15 protein-coding genes are annotated in these 16,860 nt (G+C 68.4%); 6 read left to right on the forward strand and 9 right to left on the reverse strand.

Annotation, left to right across the window (positions count from 1 at the left end):
• Nucleotides 1-89: 89 nt before the first annotated feature.
• The 4 genes from AC1DGW_RS07220 to AC1DGW_RS07235 all read left to right on the forward strand — a co-directional run bounded on the left by AC1DGW_RS07220 (nucleotide 90) and on the right by AC1DGW_RS07235 (nucleotide 3,232).
• A complete protein-coding gene (locus AC1DGW_RS07220) occupies nucleotides 90-1,064 on the forward strand; it encodes a mitochondrial fission ELM1 family protein (protein ID WP_478021052.1) in 975 nt (324 codons plus the stop codon).
• A gap of 36 nt (nucleotides 1,065-1,100) precedes the next feature.
• Nucleotides 1,101-1,949 carry a DUF2145 domain-containing protein gene (locus AC1DGW_RS07225; protein WP_478021054.1) on the forward strand — a complete coding sequence of 283 codons (849 nt, stop codon included), beginning with the start codon at nucleotides 1,101-1,103 and terminating at the stop codon, nucleotides 1,947-1,949.
• 16 nt (nucleotides 1,950-1,965) lie between these two features.
• A complete protein-coding gene (locus AC1DGW_RS07230; protein WP_478021056.1) occupies nucleotides 1,966-2,484 on the forward strand; it encodes a hypothetical protein in 519 nt (172 codons plus the stop codon).
• Between the two features lie 193 nt (nucleotides 2,485-2,677).
• The gene (locus AC1DGW_RS07235) at nucleotides 2,678-3,232 is read left to right on the forward strand and encodes a queuosine precursor transporter (RefSeq protein WP_478021058.1); all 555 of its coding nucleotides are present in this window, start codon (nucleotides 2,678-2,680) and stop codon (nucleotides 3,230-3,232) included.
• 171 nt (nucleotides 3,233-3,403) lie between these two features.
• On the opposite strand, the gene glnE is transcribed toward AC1DGW_RS07235, so the two are convergent.
• Complete coding sequence (glnE, locus tag AC1DGW_RS07240) at nucleotides 3,404-6,208, reverse strand: bifunctional [glutamate--ammonia ligase]-adenylyl-L-tyrosine phosphorylase/[glutamate--ammonia-ligase] adenylyltransferase (RefSeq protein WP_478021060.1); 2,805 nt, start codon at nucleotides 6,206-6,208, stop codon at nucleotides 3,404-3,406.
• A gap of 349 nt (nucleotides 6,209-6,557) precedes the next feature.
• Between glnE and AC1DGW_RS07245 the strand changes: the two genes are divergently transcribed.
• The gene (locus AC1DGW_RS07245; RefSeq protein WP_478021063.1) at nucleotides 6,558-8,072 is read left to right on the forward strand and encodes an acetyl-CoA hydrolase/transferase family protein; all 1,515 of its coding nucleotides are present in this window, start codon (nucleotides 6,558-6,560) and stop codon (nucleotides 8,070-8,072) included.
• A gap of 69 nt (nucleotides 8,073-8,141) precedes the next feature.
• Here the strand turns inward: AC1DGW_RS07245 and AC1DGW_RS07250 are convergent, their stop codons facing one another.
• The 4 genes from AC1DGW_RS07250 to AC1DGW_RS07265 all read right to left on the reverse strand — a co-directional run bounded on the left by AC1DGW_RS07250 (nucleotide 8,142) and on the right by AC1DGW_RS07265 (nucleotide 10,555).
• On the reverse strand, nucleotides 8,142-8,480 hold the full coding sequence (locus AC1DGW_RS07250) for a YegP family protein (protein WP_478021065.1): 339 nt from the start codon (nucleotides 8,478-8,480) through the stop codon (nucleotides 8,142-8,144).
• Between the two features lie 130 nt (nucleotides 8,481-8,610).
• Nucleotides 8,611-8,871 carry a GIY-YIG nuclease family protein gene (locus AC1DGW_RS07255; protein ID WP_478021067.1) on the reverse strand — a complete coding sequence of 87 codons (261 nt, stop codon included), beginning with the start codon at nucleotides 8,869-8,871 and terminating at the stop codon, nucleotides 8,611-8,613.
• Nucleotides 8,872-8,889: 18 nt separating this feature from the next.
• A complete protein-coding gene (locus AC1DGW_RS07260) occupies nucleotides 8,890-9,333 on the reverse strand; it encodes a hypothetical protein (protein ID WP_478021069.1) in 444 nt (147 codons plus the stop codon).
• A gap of 148 nt (nucleotides 9,334-9,481) precedes the next feature.
• Entirely contained in the window at nucleotides 9,482-10,555 is a 1,074-nt protein-coding gene (locus AC1DGW_RS07265; protein ID WP_478021071.1) for a 3-deoxy-7-phosphoheptulonate synthase, read from the reverse strand.
• Between the two features lie 307 nt (nucleotides 10,556-10,862).
• Here AC1DGW_RS07265 and trxC point away from each other — a divergent pair, with 307 nt between their 5' ends.
• Nucleotides 10,863-11,306, forward strand: a complete 444-nt coding sequence (trxC, locus tag AC1DGW_RS07270; RefSeq protein ID WP_478021073.1) for a thioredoxin TrxC — start codon at nucleotides 10,863-10,865, stop codon at nucleotides 11,304-11,306.
• Between the two features lie 198 nt (nucleotides 11,307-11,504).
• On the opposite strand, the gene groL is transcribed toward trxC, so the two are convergent.
• From groL to AC1DGW_RS07290, 4 genes are all read right to left on the reverse strand, one after another.
• On the reverse strand, nucleotides 11,505-13,160 hold the full coding sequence (groL, locus tag AC1DGW_RS07275; RefSeq protein ID WP_478021075.1) for a chaperonin GroEL: 1,656 nt from the start codon (nucleotides 13,158-13,160) through the stop codon (nucleotides 11,505-11,507).
• A 59-nt stretch (nucleotides 13,161-13,219) separates the two neighbouring features.
• Complete coding sequence (locus AC1DGW_RS07280; RefSeq protein ID WP_104939694.1) at nucleotides 13,220-13,507, reverse strand: co-chaperone GroES; 288 nt, start codon at nucleotides 13,505-13,507, stop codon at nucleotides 13,220-13,222.
• 344 nt (nucleotides 13,508-13,851) lie between these two features.
• Entirely contained in the window at nucleotides 13,852-16,170 is a 2,319-nt protein-coding gene (locus tag AC1DGW_RS07285) for a hypothetical protein (protein ID WP_478021078.1), read from the reverse strand.
• A gap of 20 nt (nucleotides 16,171-16,190) precedes the next feature.
• A complete protein-coding gene (locus tag AC1DGW_RS07290) occupies nucleotides 16,191-16,859 on the reverse strand; it encodes a PilW family protein (protein WP_478021080.1) in 669 nt (222 codons plus the stop codon).
• Between the last annotated feature and the right edge of the window lies 1 nt (nucleotide 16,860).

A 16,860-nucleotide genomic window follows, 5' to 3' on the forward strand; every position in this document is an offset into this window, starting at 1 on the left:
GGGAAAGCCCCGGACAATGCCACCGCAACAGAGGGCGCAGTGTAGGGCGTCGCGACTGTTGCAACACCAGGCCTCACTGAAACGAATTAATGCCATACGCGAAACGATCGACGCTTCCCTGGACGATCACCGACGGCCGCGCCGGCAACGTGCGCCAGGCCGTGGCGTTGGCATCGGCGCTGCGCCTGGGCGGGCAGCAACGGCTGCAGCTGGAGCCGCGCGCGCCGTGGCGCTGGCTGGCGCCACGCGCCCTGCCCGGGGCCGCGCACGGCTTCGGCGAGGCCTTCGAACGCTTGGCCACCGGGCCGGCGCCGACGCTGGCGATCGGCTGCGGCCGCCAGGCCGCCGGCGCGCTGCGCGTGCTGGGCCGGCAGGGTACCCGGACGGTGCAGATCCTCGACCCACGCATCGGCGCCCGCCACTGGGACCTCGTGGTGGTGCCCGGGCACGACCGCCTGCGCGGCGGCAATGTGCTGACCCTGCTGGGCAGCCTGAATCCGGTGACCGACGACTGGCTGGCCTGCGGCCGCGCCGCGTTCGCCAGCTTCGAGCAGCTGCCCGGCCCGCGCACCGCGCTGCTGGTCGGCGGCCCCACCGACCATGCGCCGTGGCAGCAGGACGACATCGTGCCGCTGCTGGCCGAACTGGCCGCGCGCATCCGCGCCGAGGGCGGCAGCGTGCTGGCGACCACCTCGCGGCGCACGCCGCGGCCGGTGACGCAGGCGCTGCTGCGCGCCTTCGACGACGTCCCCGGGGTGATCTGGAGCGATGGCGGCGACGGCAGCAACCCCTATGCCGGGCTGCTGGGCTGGGCCGACCGCGTGCTGTGCACGCCCGATTCGGTGAACCTGCTGTCCGAGGCCTGCGCCACCCGCGTGCCGGTGGGCGTGCTGCTCGGCCACCGCGCGCAGGCGCGCATGCTGCGGTTCCAGCGCGCCCTGCGCGAACGCGGGCGCCTGCTCGACGGGCTGGACGCACTGGAGGCCGACCCGCAGCAGGCCATCGAACCGCTGCGCGAGACTCCGCGCATCGCCGCCGAGGTGAAGGCCCGGCTCGGCCTGTAACCACTTTCTACGACGCCTCTGCAAGGATGCGCCCCGATGAACCACCTTGTTTCCGCCTTGCTTGCGCTGTGCCTGGTCGCCCTGGCACCGGCCGCGATCGCCCAGCAGCCGTCCTGCGCCCCACGCTACCCGCCGCCGACCACGATGGCCGCCATGTTCGACATGGCCGCTGTCACCGCCGACACCCTCGACGCGCTGCCCGACGTGGACGTGGTCATCGCCGCCCGCGGCGGCCAGGATCTGAGCCGATACGGGCTGCGCCACAGCCACCTGGCGTTCCTGCTGCGCGACGAGACCGGCCGCTGGGAGGTGCTGCACCTGCTCAATCGCTGCAAGGGCGGCACCTCGGCGCTGTATCGCGAGGGTCTGGTGAATCTGCTCGGCGAGAGCGCCATCAGCACGGACCTGCGCGTGGGCATTCCCACTCCCGCCGTGCGGGCGGCACTCAGGCAATTGCTGGGCGGCGACGCCGCGCCGGCCCGCGCCCTGCACCAGCCCCGCTACAGCATGCTGGCCTACCCCGGCGGCGGCGAGTACCAGAATTCCAACCAGTGGATCCTGGAGGTGACCGCCGCCGCCATGGCGCAGGCCGGCGACGGCACCACGCTGGGCGACCGCGGGACGGCGCGGGACTGGCTCCAGCGCAACGGCTACAGCCCCGCACGCCTGCATATCGGCCTGGGCAAGCGGCTGGGCGCACGCTTTTTCGCCGACAACGTGGCCGTCACCGACCACCCGGCGAGCGAACGCATTTCCGGCAACTATTCGGTGGTGACGGTCGAATCGATCTTCGATTTCCTGCACCGCCGCGGTGCGCTGGAGCGCGATTTGAGCATCCCCCATCAGCGCCCTGCGTTACCCGCGACCGCCCCTTCTTCCCCGTGAACACTGGAGAGCCCCGATGAAGCAACTGCTTGCCGCTACCGCCCTGAGCTGCGCCCTGGCCCTGCTGCTGCCCGCCGCTCCGGTGCGCGCCGGCGACAACATGAACAACTCGGAGATTTCGACGCTGGTGGTCAGCGGCAGCGCCATGATGGTGGTGTCCGGACCGGTGTTCCTGTCGGCGGCGGGCGTGAATCGCGTGACCGAACTGTCCAGGGCATCAAACGGACGCCGCGACGGCAAGCGCCGTATCAGCGCCGGCCCCTTGCCTGACATGCAGGTGAAGGAGATCGCCGGGACCGCCGATGGTGGCCGCAGCGTGATGCTGGAAGACCCGCTCAATCCGGAAAACACCGCGCGCCTGCAGTGGCCGCAGCGCGAGGACAACCCGGCCGCCAACTTCGTGGCCGGCCAGACAGTCGCTTTCACGCCCAGTCCACAGGGCACGGGCTGGATGCTGCGGGCCGAAGACGGTGCGGTACTGACCTTCGTGCCGACCGTCGAAGCCGCCGATGACAGCCATACCTCGACGCTGTAAGCATCCGGCCCGTCGCTCCGGTTCCCTGCCGCTCTCCGCGCCCGGCGGGGACGGAGGCATCTGCGGTGAAGAGCGGTAAAGGCGGTGCCGGTACAATGCGGATCCGTTGTTCCGGCCCGATCCGGCGCCGCCCTTTCCCTGTCTTCAACGACCACGCCCTCCTGGCGTCGCCGCCTGCTGTCCGTCCGCCGCCATGTCCCCGAATTCCCCGATCCGTTTCGCCCCGCTCACTCCGCTGTCGCTGCTGCTGGCCGTGCTCGCCATGGGCACGGTGGTGCTCGGCTCGAACGTGCTGGTGCAGTACCCGATCAACGACTGGCTGACCTGGGGCGCCTTCAGTTATCCGGTCGCGTTCCTGGTGAGCAACCTGATCAACCGCCGCTTCGGCCCGCAGGCCGCCCGGCGCGTGGCCTGGGCCGGCTTCGCGGTGGCGGTGGTGCTGTCGGTGTGGATCGCCACCCCGCGCATCGCCATCGCTTCGTGCATGGCCTTCATCTGTGCGCAGTTGCTGGACATCACCGTGTTCGACCGGCTGCGCAGCGGCAACTGGTGGCGCGCGCCATCGGTGGCCACCACCTGCAGCGCGACGCTGGACACGGCCATCTTCTGGTCGATCGCCTTCGCTGGTTCGTCGCTGCCATGGGTGAGCTGGGCAGTCGGCGACTGGCTGGTGAAACTGGGCATCGGCCTGTGCCTGCTGGTGCCGTTCCGCGCGCTGCTGTGGAAGATGGCGCCGGTGCGGTCGTAAGGCGTGGGGTACCTGCGCGGCGTTTCGTAGATGCGGGGCTTGCCCCACATGTGGCTTTCCCGGTGAAGCTTCGTGCCGGGCAAGCCCGGCACCTACACGGCGCTTCGTAGATGCGGGGCCTGCCCGCATGTGGCTTTCCTGGTGAAGTTCCGTGACGGGCAAGCCCGGCACCTACGGCTCGAACGGCAATCCCTGCGCGGCCGCCGCGGCGGTGATCGCCGTGCAGGCGGCTTCAATTTCCGGGGTGGGCACGGCGATGCGCGGGCGCCGGTCCAGCGTGCAGGACAGGCCGGCATCGAGCAGGGTAGCGTGGGCGTCGTGCAGGACGCTGGCGGTTTCGGCCGACAGCCAGTTGCTGGCGGCCAGCGCATCGATCAGGCGCGGCGTTTCGCGCGGCCCGCACAGCGCCGGATCGCACCCCGCACCGGCCAGCACGCCGGCCTGCAGCAGAAATTCCAGGTCCACCAGCCCGCCGGCGCCCTGCTTCAGGTCCAGCCGCGCCGCATCGCTGCGGTCCAGTTCGGCGCGCATCCGCGCGCGCATTTTCAGCACGTCGCCGAACAGGGTGCCCGCATCGCGCGTGCGCCCCAGCGTGGCGGCGCGCACCTGCTCGAAATCGGCCAGCAGGCCGGCATCGCCGGCGACGCCGCGGGCGCGCACCAGCGCCTGGTGCTCCCAGGTCCAGGCGCGCTCGCGCTGGTATTCGGTATAGCTGGCCAGCGAGGACACCAGCGCGCCCTTGCCGCCGTCCGGGCGCAGACGCACGTCGATGTCGTACAGGCGCCCGGCGGCGGTGACCGCCGACAGCAGGGCCATCACTTTCTGCGCCAGGCGCGCGAACCAGCGGCTGCTCTCCAGCGGGCGCGCTCCGTCGCTTTCCTCGGCCTCGCGCGGGTGGTCGTACAGGAACACCAGGTCCAGGTCCGACCCGAACCCCAGTTCCAGCCCACCGAGGCTGCCGTAGCCGATGATGGCGAAGCGGCCGCCCGGCACCTGCCCGTGCGCGGCCACCAGGTCGGTGTGCACCATTGCCAGCACGGTGTCCACCACGGCATCGGCCAGCTGCGCCAGCTGGTGCGTGCAGTCCACCGCGCGCTGGCGGCCATCGTGGAAGGCCAGCGCCATGCGGAAGCTCAACGCCAGCCGCACCTCGTTGAGCGTGCGCAGCGCGGCTTCTGGATCGTCGATGGACAATGCCGCGGCGCAGGCGTCACGCATTTCCTGCGCATCCGGCAACGGCCCGGCCACGCGCGTGTCCAGCAGTTCGTCCAGCAGCAGCGGGAACGCCACCAGCCGTTCGGACAGCAGTGCGCTGCGCGCCAGCACGTTGACCAGCCGGGTCAGCGCGCTGGGCTGTTCGTCCAGCAGCGCCAGGTAGCTGGTGCGGCGCAGGATCGCCTGCAACAGGCCGAGCACGCGACGCAGCGCGGCATCGGGCTGCGGCGAACGGGTGGCGGCGTGCAGCAGCGCCGGCAACACCCGGTCCAGGCGTGCGCGCGCGGCGTCGGACAGCGATTTCACCCCGAGCGACTGCGCGAACTCGCGCAGCGACTGGTCGGCACCATTGGCGTCGGCGAAGCCGGCCTCGGCCAGTACCACCGCATCGCCGCCGTCGGGCAGCACGCGCCAGTAGCTGGACAGGGCATCCGGCGCGGCCTGTCCACGGCGCGGCGCGAGCAGCGCGGCGAATTCGGCGCCCACCCGCTGGCGCTGTTCGTCCAGTGCGGCCAGCAGGGTGTCCCAGCCGGCGTAGCCCAGGCCCAACGCGATGCGCGCGCGGTCGTCCGCGTCGGCCGGCAGGCGATGGGTCTGTGCGTCGCGCAGCATCTGCAGGCGGTTCTCCAGCCGGCGCAGGTAACGGTAGGCCGCGACCAGCGCGGCGCCATCGCCCGCGTCCATCTGCCCGGCATCCACCAGCGCGTGCAGCGCCGGCAGCAGGCGCCGCTCGCGCAGCGCCGGCTCGCGGCCGCCGCGGATCAGCTGCAGCGCCTGGGCAAGAAATTCGATCTCGCGGATGCCGCCCGGCCCGCGCTTGATGTCGTCGAAACGGTCGCTGCGCGCGACTTCGGCGGTGATGGCCGCCTTCATCTCGCGCAGGCCGTCCAGCGCGGTGTAGTCCAGGTAGCGGCGGTAGACGAACGGGCGCAGCGATTCCAGCCAGGCCTCGCCGGCGGCGATGTCGCCGGCCACCGCGCGCGCCTTGATCCACGCATAGCGCTCCCAGTCGCGGCCCTCGCGCTGGAAGTACTGGTCCATGCCGGCGAAGGACAGCGCCACCCGCCCGGCGCTGCCGAACGGGCGCAGGCGCAGGTCGACGCGGTGGCAGAAGCCGTCGGCGGTGGTCTCGTCCAGCAGCCGCGCCAGGCGCTGGCCAAGCCGGGCGAAATATTCCTCGGCCGCCAGCGACCGCGCGCCATCGGATTCGCCGGCCTGCGGGTAGGCGTAGACCAGGTCGATATCGGAAGAGAAATTCAGCTCGCCGCCGCCCAGCTTGCCCAGCCCGAACACCACCAGCCGCTGCACGCTGCCGTCCTCGGCGCGCACCACGCCGTGGCGCTGCGCGAACTCCTGCTCCAGCGCGGACAGCGCCAGCTGCAGGCAGTCCTCGGCCAGGCGCGTGGCGCCGAGCAGGGTGGCATCCACCTCGTCCAGTCCGTTCACATCGCGCCAGACCAGCCGTGTGGAGGCGGCGGCACGGTAGCGGCGCAGCTGCACCGGCCAGGCGCTGGGCTGCAGCGGGTCCAGTTCCGGCAACGGCAGCGGATCACCCTGGGCCAGCAGCGCCAGCAGTTCCGGCTGCCGGCACAGGGTATCAATGGCGAAATCGCTGGCCAGCGCCAGGCAGCGCAGGCCGGCCTCGAAAGTGGGCGACGGCGGCCATTGCGCCGGGTCCGGCGCGGCCAGCTTCAGGCGGGCGATGGCGCGGTCGAGCAGCGCGGCGAGGGAATCAGGCAGGTCGGGGAGCGGAATCGTCATCCACGGATTCTGGCATCGCAGCCGGGACACGTGGGCTCTTCCCGGGACCGGGAACTAAAAAGCCCGCTGGCAGCGAACTGCCAGCGGGCTTTGCTCCCTCCCCCACGTCGGGATGCAGGGCGATCCTGCGGGGTCGGCGCACAAGTTGCACGCTGCAGTGCAAAAAACGCGCTTGACCGGCCCGGGAGACACTGGAGACCGCCGCAGGACCGGCATGGCCGGCATCGCGTGCCGGGCTTCTGCCATGCGAAGGGTCCAGGGCGGCAAACGCCATCCCACGAAGGTCGAACGCCGCCCCCGGCCGCCATCCGGGATAATCGCCTCATCCCCACGAGCAACCGTCGCTTCCATGTCTGTCGAACGCATCCTGGACCCGCGCCTGCGCGAGCGGGTCGTCTCCGCCGAACACGCCGCCACCCTGATCCAGCCCGGCGAGACCGTCGCCATGAGCGGCTTCACCGGTTCGGGCTACCCCAAGGCCGTGCCGCAGTTCCTGGCCCGACGCATCGAACAGGCGCACGAGCGCGGCGAGGAGTTCCGCATCAACCTGCTCACCGGCGCCTCCACCGCGCCGGAGCTGGACGGCGCGCTGGCCAAGGTCGACGGCATCGCCATGCGCATGCCGTTCCAGAGCGACCCGGATGCGCGCAAGCGCATCAATGCCGGCAAGCTGGATTACCTGGACATCCACCTTTCCCACGTCGCCCAGCATGTGTGGTTCGGCTTCTACAACGAGATCGACACCGCGGTGATCGAGGTCTCGGCCATCCACGCCGATGGCACGCTGGTGCCGTCCACCTCGGTGGGCAACAACAAGACCTGGCTGGACCTGGCGAAGAAGGTGATCATCGAGGTCAACCAGTGGCAGCCGCTGGGCATCGACGGCATGCACGACGTCTACTACGGCACCGCGCTGCCGCCGCACCGCAAGCCGATCCCGCTGGTGCGCGGCGACGACCGCATCGGCCAGACCACGCTGCGCTGCGATCCGGACAAGATCGCCGCGGTGGTGCTCACCAACGCGCCGGACCGCAACAGCCCGTTCAACCCGCCCGATGCCGACAGCCAGCGCATCGCCGGACACCTGATCGAGTTCCTCAAGCACGAAGTGGCGCGCGGCCGCCTGCCGGCCAACCTGCTGCCGCTGCAGTCGGGCGTGGGCAACATCCCCAATGCGGTGCTGGCGGGGCTGGCCAGCAGCGGCTTCCGCGACCTGGAGGCCTTCACCGAGGTGATCCAGGACGGCATGCTCGACCTGCTGCGCAGCGGCGTGCTGCGCTACGCCTCCTGTACCGGCTTCGCGCTGAGTCCGGCCGCCACCGAGGAATTCATGCGCAACATCGACTTCTACCGGCAGCGCATCATCATGCGTTCGCAGGAAGTCTCCAACCACCCGGAACTCGTGCGCCGGCTGGGCTGCATCGGCATGAACGGCATGATCGAGGCGGACATCTACGGCAACATCAATTCCACCCATGTCATGGGCAGCAGCATCATGAACGGCATTGGCGGTTCGGGCGATTTCGCCCGCAACGGCTTCCTGTCGATCTTCCTGAGTCCGTCCACCGCCAAGAACGGCACCATCTCCTCGATCGTGCCGATGGTCAGCCACGTCGACCACACCGAGCACGACGTGGCGGTGGTCGTCACCGAACAGGGCCTGGCCGACCTGCGCGGCCTGCCGCCGCGCGCACGCGCGCGCACGCTGATCGACAACTGCGTGCACCCGGATTTCCGCGACCAGCTCGGCGACTACTTCGAACGCGCCTGCCGCGACAGCTACGGCAAGCACACGCCGCACCTGTTGCCCGAAGCGCTGTCCTGGCACCAGCGCTGGCTCGATACAGGCACGATGAAGGCCTGAGGTTTTCCGCCGCCGCAACGCATGAAGCCCGGGAATCCCGGGCTTCATGCGTTTCCAGGCGTGCGATGCTCAGTCCGCGGTCTTGTCCTTGAGCGTCGGGGTCGGGCCGTTGGCGCGGACGCTGGCGATGCCGGCTTCGCGCCCGGCCTGCGAGGCATACATCTGGCTGCTGCCGATCACCTGGTGGTTGGCCGCCTTGAGATTGAAGTGATGGCGGCCGTCACTGGCCGTCTTGCGCTCGTAGCGCGCATCGTCGGGACTGTTCGTGCGTACCGAGGCGATGCCGTTCTCGGCCGCCGCCCGCGTGGTATAGCGCTCGCTGGTCAGGATGACCTCGGCATTGCCTGCCTTGAGCACGAAATAGAACTGGTCGTCACTGCTACGGTGCAACTCGAACCAACCATTCATCGCGTTTCCCCGCTGCTGAGGTTGCCGGTGCGCGGCAGGCGACTTTCCCGCTGCCGTCCCGCTCCGGCCGGATGCCCGGAAAACCGGGCGCTGGGCCGCGCAGCCGCCGCGGCCATGACCGGAATCTACCTCATTGGCCGCCGTGTTCCAGCCAGGCCAGCTTGCGGTCGCGGGGTTGCCGCTTCAGCTGCCACTCGGCACGCGATGCGGCGGCGCGGTCGGCGTACTCACGGATGCCGAGGATGCGCAGCGGTGGATGCGCGCGCGTATAGCGCGCGCCCTTGCCCGCCGCATGAACCTGGAAGCGGGCCTGCACGTCGGTGGTGATGCCGGCGTAATAGCTGCCGCCACTGCATTCGAGCAGGTACAGGAACCAGGCGCCGGCAGCCACGGGACGACCGTTCGCGGCTTACAGGCTGGCCGCGTCGGCGATCTTGCACATGCCCTCGCCCACCGCCTTGTTCGAGGTCATCTGCCCGCCCTTGATGCTGAAACGCACTTCCACGCGGATGCTGCCATCATCCTGGCGGCGCACGGTGGTGCGCAGCGGCACGGTCGAACCGCCACCACCGCGCACCGGGTTCTCGGCGGCTATGTAGCCGGTGCGCTCGTTCGGCGAGACCGACACCATGCCCTCGGCCTCGATCGCGGCGACGGTCTTGCGGAAGGCTTCGGCGTAGCTCACGCCTTCATGGTCGGTCGATGCCAGGAACTGCTTGCCGGAGGTGAAGCCACCGGTCACCGAAAGATTCTGCAGGCAGCCACTGCCCGAGTCCTGGACCTGCTTCTTGGCCATTGCCAGCGCCGGCACCAGCATCAATGCCATCGCAACGGTGCAACTGAGGGTACGCATCACTTCCTTCTCCCTGGCACGATGATCCATCGGCTTCCTGCCTGGCGGGACGCGCCCTTCTCCACATGGCAGGCGGGAGGCCTGACGCCTCCCGCCGCGTAAGCTACTTGGACTGATCCATGCATGCCAGTGCAGGAGTCACATCTCCTCAGGCGGCGGCCTCCAGACGCGCGCGGCGACGCACGCGCACCGCTTCGGCCAGGCGTTCGAGCACCTGTACGGTGCTGTCCCAATCGATGCAGCCGTCGGTGATGCTCTGGCCGTAAACCAGCGGCTGGCCTTCGACCAGGTCCTGACGGCCGCCGACGAGATGGCTCTCGATCATCACCCCGACCACGCGCGATTCACCCGCTTCCAGCTGCCCGGCGATGTCGTCGATCACCTGCGGCTGGTTCTCCGGCTTCTTGCTGCTGTTGGCATGGCTGGCATCGATCATCAGCCGCGCCGGCAGCTGCGCCTTGCCCAGCACCTCGCTGGCCGCCTGCACGCTGGCCGCGTCGAAGTTGGGCAGCTTGCCGCCGCGCAGGATGACGTGGCAGTCCGGGTTGCCACGGGTGGCGACGATGGCGGTGCCGCCCTCCTTGGTGACCGACAGGAAATGATGCGGATGCGAGGCCGCGCCCACCGCGTCGGCGGCGATCTTCACATCGCCCGTGGTGCCGTTCTTGAAGCCCACCGGGCACGACAGCCCCGAGGCCAGTTCGCGGTGCACCTGGCTTTCGGTGGTGCGCGCGCCGATCGCACCCCAGGCCACCAGGTCGGCGATGTACTGCGGCGAGATCACGTCGAGGAATTCCACGCCGGCCGGCAGGCCCAGCTTGTTGATGTCGCGCAGCAGGCCGCGCGCCACGCGCAGGCCCTTGTTGATGTTGAAGCTGCCGTCCAGGTCCGGATCGTTGATCAGCCCCTTCCAGCCCACGGTGGTGCGCGGCTTCTCGAAGTACACGCGCATGACGATCTCGAGTTCCCCGCCGAGCGCATCGCGCAGCGGGCGCAGGCGCTGGGCGTAGTCCATCGCCGCCGCCGGATCGTGGATCGAGCACGGGCCGACCACCACCGCCAGGCGGTCGTCCTGGCCGTGCAGGATGCGGTGCAGCGCGGCGCGCGCATCGGCTACCGTCTGCGAGGCCTCCTCATCGCAGGGCAGCAGCGAGATCAGGTGGGCCGGCGGGGTCAGCGGGTCGAGCCTGCGGATGCGAAGGTCATCGGTATGGGGGGGCATGTAGAGTTCTCCGGGTCGTTTCGTGTGGGGTAGCCCCGGCGATGGCGGCATGAAAAAAGCCGCCAGGTTCGCTGGCGGCTTTTCGGGAATGCGTCTGAAAGTTTCTTCAGGGTGAGCGCAGTCCTTCCTCCGCCAGCGGCTTCGGAAAGTAGTACCAAAAGTAAAAGCTGGCGCGGGCTGCGTTCATGGGCTGCATTGATAACACGGTTTTTTGTGCGATGCGACAGTTTCAACCGCAACCGGGATTCACCGCCGCCGCGCGATACTTGCCCGCATCGCCATCACCAGCATCCGCGCGAGAGCCAGAATGAACGCCGACGACCTGCTGCAGATCGCCTGTCCGCACTGCAACGCCATCAACCGGGTCCCGGCTGCGCGACTGGGCCAGTCGCCCGCCTGCGGGCGCTGCCACCGGTCCCTGTTCGCCGCCGCACCGGTCGTGCTCGATGCCGCCGCATTCGACGCCCACGCGCAGCGCTCGCAGTTGCCGCTGCTGATCGACTTCTGGGCGGCCTGGTGTGGCCCTTGCCGGCAGATGGCGCCGGAGTTCGCCAAGGCAGCCGCGCAACTGGAGCCGGATGTACGCCTGGGCAAGCTCGATACCGAGGCCGAACCGGCCCTGGCCACGCGCTTCGGCATCCGCAGCATCCCGACGATGGTGCTGCTGCAGGGCGGCCGCGAACTCGCACGTCAATCCGGCGCCATGCCAGCCGCCGCCATCGTGCAATGGGTGCGCGCGCAGTTGCGGTGAGCGCCCGGCATCGAAACAACCCGGCATACCGTAACGCGGGGCTTGCCCCGCATGAGGCCTCATCGGGAAAGCCACCATGCAGGGTGAACCCCGCCCTGCAAGACACGCGCGGTCCGGCGACGGAGAGCCGAAAAGCAGAAACCCCGCCTCGCGGCGGGGTTTCTGCGTGCAACAGGCAGCGGTGAGGCTGCGGCGGACTTAGAAGTCCATGCCGCCCATGCCACCCATACCGCCCATACCGCCCATGCCACCAGCGGCGCCGGCCGGCTCGTCCTTCTTCGGGGCCTCGGCCACCATCGCTTCGGTGGTGATCATCAGGCCGGCGATCGAAGCGGCGTTCTGCAGCGCCGAACGGGTCACCTTGGTCGGGTCCAGGATGCCGAACTGCAGCATGTCGCCGAATTCGCCCGAGGCGGCGTTGTAGCCGAAGCTGCCGGTGCCTTCCTTGACCTTGTTGATGATGACCGACGGCTCTTCACCGGCGTTGGCGACGATCTCGCGCAGCGGGGCTTCCATCGCGCGCAGGGCGATCTGGATGCCGTGGTTCTGGTCTTCGTTGGCGCCCTTCAGGCCAGCCAGCGCGGTGACCGCACGGACCAGGGCGACGCCGCCGCCCGGAACCACGCCTTCCTCGACTGCCGCACGGGTGGCGTGCAGGGCGTCGTCGACGCGGTCCTTCTTTTCCTTCATTTCGATTTCGGTCGAAGCGCCGACCTTGATCACCGCAACGCCGCCAGCCAGCTTGGCCACGCGCTCCTGCAGCTTCTCGCGGTCGTAGTCCGACGAGGTGTCCTGGATCTGGGTCTTGATCTGGGCCACGCGGCCTTCGACGTTGGCCTTCTCGCCCATGCCGTCGATGATGGTGGTGTTCTCCTTGGAGACCTGCACCTTCTTGGCGCGGCCCAGGTCCTTGATGGTGGCCTTCTCCAGCGACAGGCCCACTTCTTCGGAGATCACGGTGCCGCCGGTCAGGATGGCCATGTCTTCCAGCATCGCCTTGCGGCGGTCGCCGAAGCCCGGCGCCTTGACGGCCACGACCTTGACGATGCCGCGGATGGTGTTGACCACCAGGGTCGCCAGCGCTTCGCCTTCGATGTCCTCGGCCACGATCAGCAGCGGCTTGCCGGCCTTGGCGACGCCTTCCAGCACCGGCAGCAGGTCACGGACGTTGGAGATCTTCTTGTCGTGCAGCAGGATGAACGGGTCGTCCAGGTCGGCCGACTGCGCCTGCTGGTTGTTGATGAAGTACGGCGACAGGTAGCCGCGGTCGAACTGCATGCCCTTGACCACGTCCAGCTCGTTGTCCAGGCCCGAGCCTTCCTCGACGGTGATCACGCCTTCCTTGCCGACTTCCTTCATCGCGTTGGCGATGATCTGGCCGATCGACTCGTCCGAGTTGGCCGAGATGGTGCCGACCTGGGCGATGGCCTTGTCGTCGGCAGTGGGCTTGGAGATGTTCTTCAGCTCGGCGACGGCGGCCACGACGGCCTTGTCGATGCCGCGCTTGAGGTCCATCGGGTTCATGCCGGCAGCGACGGCCTTGGCGCCTTCGCGGATCAGGGCCTGGGCCAGCACGGTGGCGGTGGTGGTGCCGTCGCCGGCGTCATCGTTGGTGCGCGAAGCGACTTCCTTCACCATCTGCGCGCCCATGTTCTCGAACTTGTCGGCCAGTTCGATTTCCTTGGCGACGGACACGCCGTCCTTGGTGATGGTCGGGGCGCCGAAGCTCTTTTCGAGCACGACGTTGCGGCCCTTCGGGCCCAGGGTGGCCTTGACGGCATTGGCGAGAATGTTGACGCCGCGCACCATGCGCGAACGGGCGTCTTCACCGAAACGGATATCCTTGGCAGCCATTGCTATACCTCAGTGGATCAGGGTTGTAAGGGGTCTTGTGAGTCGTTCGGAAACGCGGCTCAGCCGATGACGGCGAGCACGTCGTCCTCGCGCAGCACCTTGTACTCGACACCGTCGGCCTTGTAGGTCGAACCGGCGTACTGGCCGTAGATGACCTTGTCGCCGACCTTCAGCGCGGGGGCGCGGACGCTGCCGTTGTCCAGCGGCTTGCCGGGGCCGACGGCCACGACTTCACCCTTGGTGGACTTTTCCTTGGCCGAATCGGGGATCAGGATGCCACCGGCAGAGACTTCCTCGGCTTCGATGGGCTTGACCACGACGCGGTCGTGCAGCGGCTTGATGCTCATGTGAGACCTCTTAAGTTGTTGATTGGTCTGGAAAGTCCGGCGGTTGCCACCCCTGCTTCCGGCAAGGACGGCACCACGCGTAAAAACGCCCGTCGAACGGGCTTGGCTGGGAGATGGGGACCGCCGGAGGGCTTTCAAGGGGCTGGCAGGAACTTCGTGTCCGTCCAACCCGGGAGAACGGGTGTCTCCCGGCACCGCTGCTGCCAGTCGCCCGGCATTGCCGGGCAGAGAGGCTTCGCAGTCATCGATGTCGCGCACACCCCGGAAGGCAGCCGCTACCCCGCGGATCCGCAGGGCAGACCGACAGACGCCCGCCGGGCCCGGGGCATCCTCCCTGCCGGCTATCAGAGATAGCGGGACCAGAGCACGGAGGCGCTGGCCGGGGCGGCTGGCGTCGATTCGGTACCGGCGCTGCAGACCGGTACGACACTCAGGCTGCCATCGCCGGTTGGTACATCGACGACGATGCCGCCAGCGGAGATGGTGGTATCCGAGCGCCGGTTGCTGCCCACCGTAAGGCTGCCGCGGATGGTCACCTTGGCGCCACTGGTGGAGAGCGTCCTGCCCAGCAGCACGCTGCCGTCGATCTTCCAGCCCGAAATCGTCGCATCGCCCTCGGCGACGACGGCGCTGTTGGCGATGGGCAGGCCGGTATAGACCTTCTTGTCCGCATCCTCCCAGGTCACGAACGCATTGCGGCTCGCACACAGGTTGCCCGGATAGAAAGCAGCACCGCAGACGGCGGTCACGCCCGCGAAATTCGGGGCGATGAGATCCCTGTGACCCGAGCTGGTGAGGTTGATGTTGCCCTTGCAGTCCACCGCGCTGGACTCGCAGCTCTTGCCCTTGACGATGATGCTGTTGAGCAGGTTCGTGCTGGTTCCATCCACCTTCAGGGAGGCATCGAACCACAGGACACCCACCGGCATTTTCCCCACGCCATTGAGCAGCCAGCTTCCATCCGCCTGGAGGATGTTCCGGCATCCCTTGTCATTGGTGTTGTTGCAGGTCATCAGCTCTTGCAGGATCGCCAGCTGCGTGGTCGTCGGACTCCTCAACGGATATACGCCGTCGATGGCGGTACCGTCCGCGCGCTTGACGTTCTGGATGGTCAACTGCGGCACGCCGTTGATCGATTCGAATACATAGTTGGCCGAGCCTTTGTAGTTATCGGCGTCGACGGCCTTCACGCGTGCGTCGCAGTACGGCACGCCCGGCAGGCCGGGACTCGTGCCCGACTGCCCGGCCTTGATGCCCATCGCCGTGGTCTCTTCTCCAGCGGGCAATGCCGTTTTCGCGCTTCCGTAGTAAGCCTGCCCCGCCACATTTCCGGAACCGATCTGGGGGAAGTTCGAATAGGCCCCCTTGTTGCTGCGCCCGGCGCCGCGTGCCCACACATCGCCACCACCCACCAGGGCGTCGATCTTGCCGGTGCCCACTTCGAGGTTGCCATTGACATAGAGCTGCCCGACGTCGATGCCACCGGTCAGGCTCCCGCCATTCAACCCCAGGCTGACGCGATGCCCCCAGATCAGATTCGTACGCGCCAGCCCCTGCGTGGTCACGTCGCCACCATGGATGGCAGTCGAGCGGAACGTGAAGCTGTCCGGCATGTCGGCATTGCCACCGAGGCGCTCGGAAGCAGCCGCGGCGCCAGTCACCAATCCAGTAGAGGCATCCACCGTGATCCGCTTCAGGTCGAGCAGGAACGTACTGCCGCCTTCCAGGGTCACCAGCACCGGACTGGCCGCCGCTACGGACGGCAGCACGGTGCCGTTCACCCAGGGGATGCCGCCACTGACCGTGGACGGGATCAGCGAACCGCCCACGTGCGCACTTCCCACCGTCTTGCCGCCGGCATTCAGGGTCACCGAGTACGCGCCCGCCTTGAGCGCGACGAAACGCGCACTAGAACTGGAACCGTCCAGCGAGATCTGCTGCGCCCACAGCGTGGTGCCATTGGGCGGCGTCATGCTCTTGATCGTGATGCCACCTTCCGAGTACAGGTGCCCGTTCTCCTTCAGGCCGCCGCCGCTCAGGCTGACATTGCCTTTCGTGCAACCGGACACCTTGGCCGCGGAACCGCTGCTGATGGTCAGATTACCGCCCACCACGATGTTCTCGTAGTCGACCGCGTTGACCACGTCCAAGCCACCGCCGGTGTAGTCGAGATTGCCGTTGAACACCATCGGTGCGGCGGGCATCGAAGCGCACACCGGCGGTACACCGGGCGTACCGGCTCCCGGACCCACGTCGTAGACCACCTCCACGGTGGCGGTGGTCAGCGCGCTGCCAACGCCCGCCTCGCCGGTGACGTTGGCCTTGACCTGGTAGCGGTCGACTCCGCTGGTGGCGACGCTCACGATGGAAGCCGATTTGACGCCCAACGCCCCCATTCCGGTCACGGCACCATTCAGGCCTGCCAGCTCGGCCTTGTCCAACTGCAGCAGGTACAGGCGCAACGCTTCCACGCCACGCCAGGCCGCCGCCTGCGCGGCCGTTGCCGAGTGGGTAGTCAGCTGCTTGGCCTGTGTGCCACGCAGCGAATAGACGGTGGCGGCCACGGTGACCGAGACGGCCAGGCCGACCACCAGCACGATCAGCAGTGTCGCGACACCGCGCTGGCGCTGCGGCCTGGACGGATGCCTTCGATTCCTCTTCATGTGCAGGTTCCTTTGCAGCATCAGGTGCCGACAGGCGGGGAGACGGAGGCCACCGTCAGGTTGGGCAGGCAGACCGAGAAAAGACGCTCCGTATCGCCTGCGTTCGCCAACGCCACCCGCTGCGCGGCAGGCGCGGGCGTGCCGGAAAAGTCCTGCTGCATATAGGGCAGGCAGGCGGCGTTCTCGCGCCTGAAGGTGTAGCCGGTCAGCATCACCCCACCCCGCTCGTCGCTGTCGAACGCAATGAGGCTGCCGTCGGCCGCGGTGGGCATCAACGCCATGGGGATGCGCTCATTGGCATTCCAGGTGGCGGTGCTGGCATTGGCGCAACCGGATTTGGGCGGCAGTCGATACAGGCCATTGCCGTCGACCCACAGGCCGGCACAACGGCTGGTGCCATCGTTGTAGAACCAGGCCGCCTGCTTGCCGCCGTTGGAAATGTACAACCGCTCATCGAGCGGCACCGTGGGTGCCACGCCGAAACCGGCCGACTGCAGCTCCATCTGCGCCGCCAGCAGGCCGGCCGCCATCTGGCCATCGCGGCGCGCCGCGACCGACGCCTCGTTGGAAACGCCGACCATCGTCTTGTACAGGGTCAGCATCGCGGCGATGGTGATCAGCGAGATCACCAGGCCGACCATCATGCTGATCAGGCTCTGCCCGCACTGGCGTTGGCGTGTGGCGATCATT

Source organism: Stenotrophomonas sp. 05N423 (genome assembly GCF_056397145.1).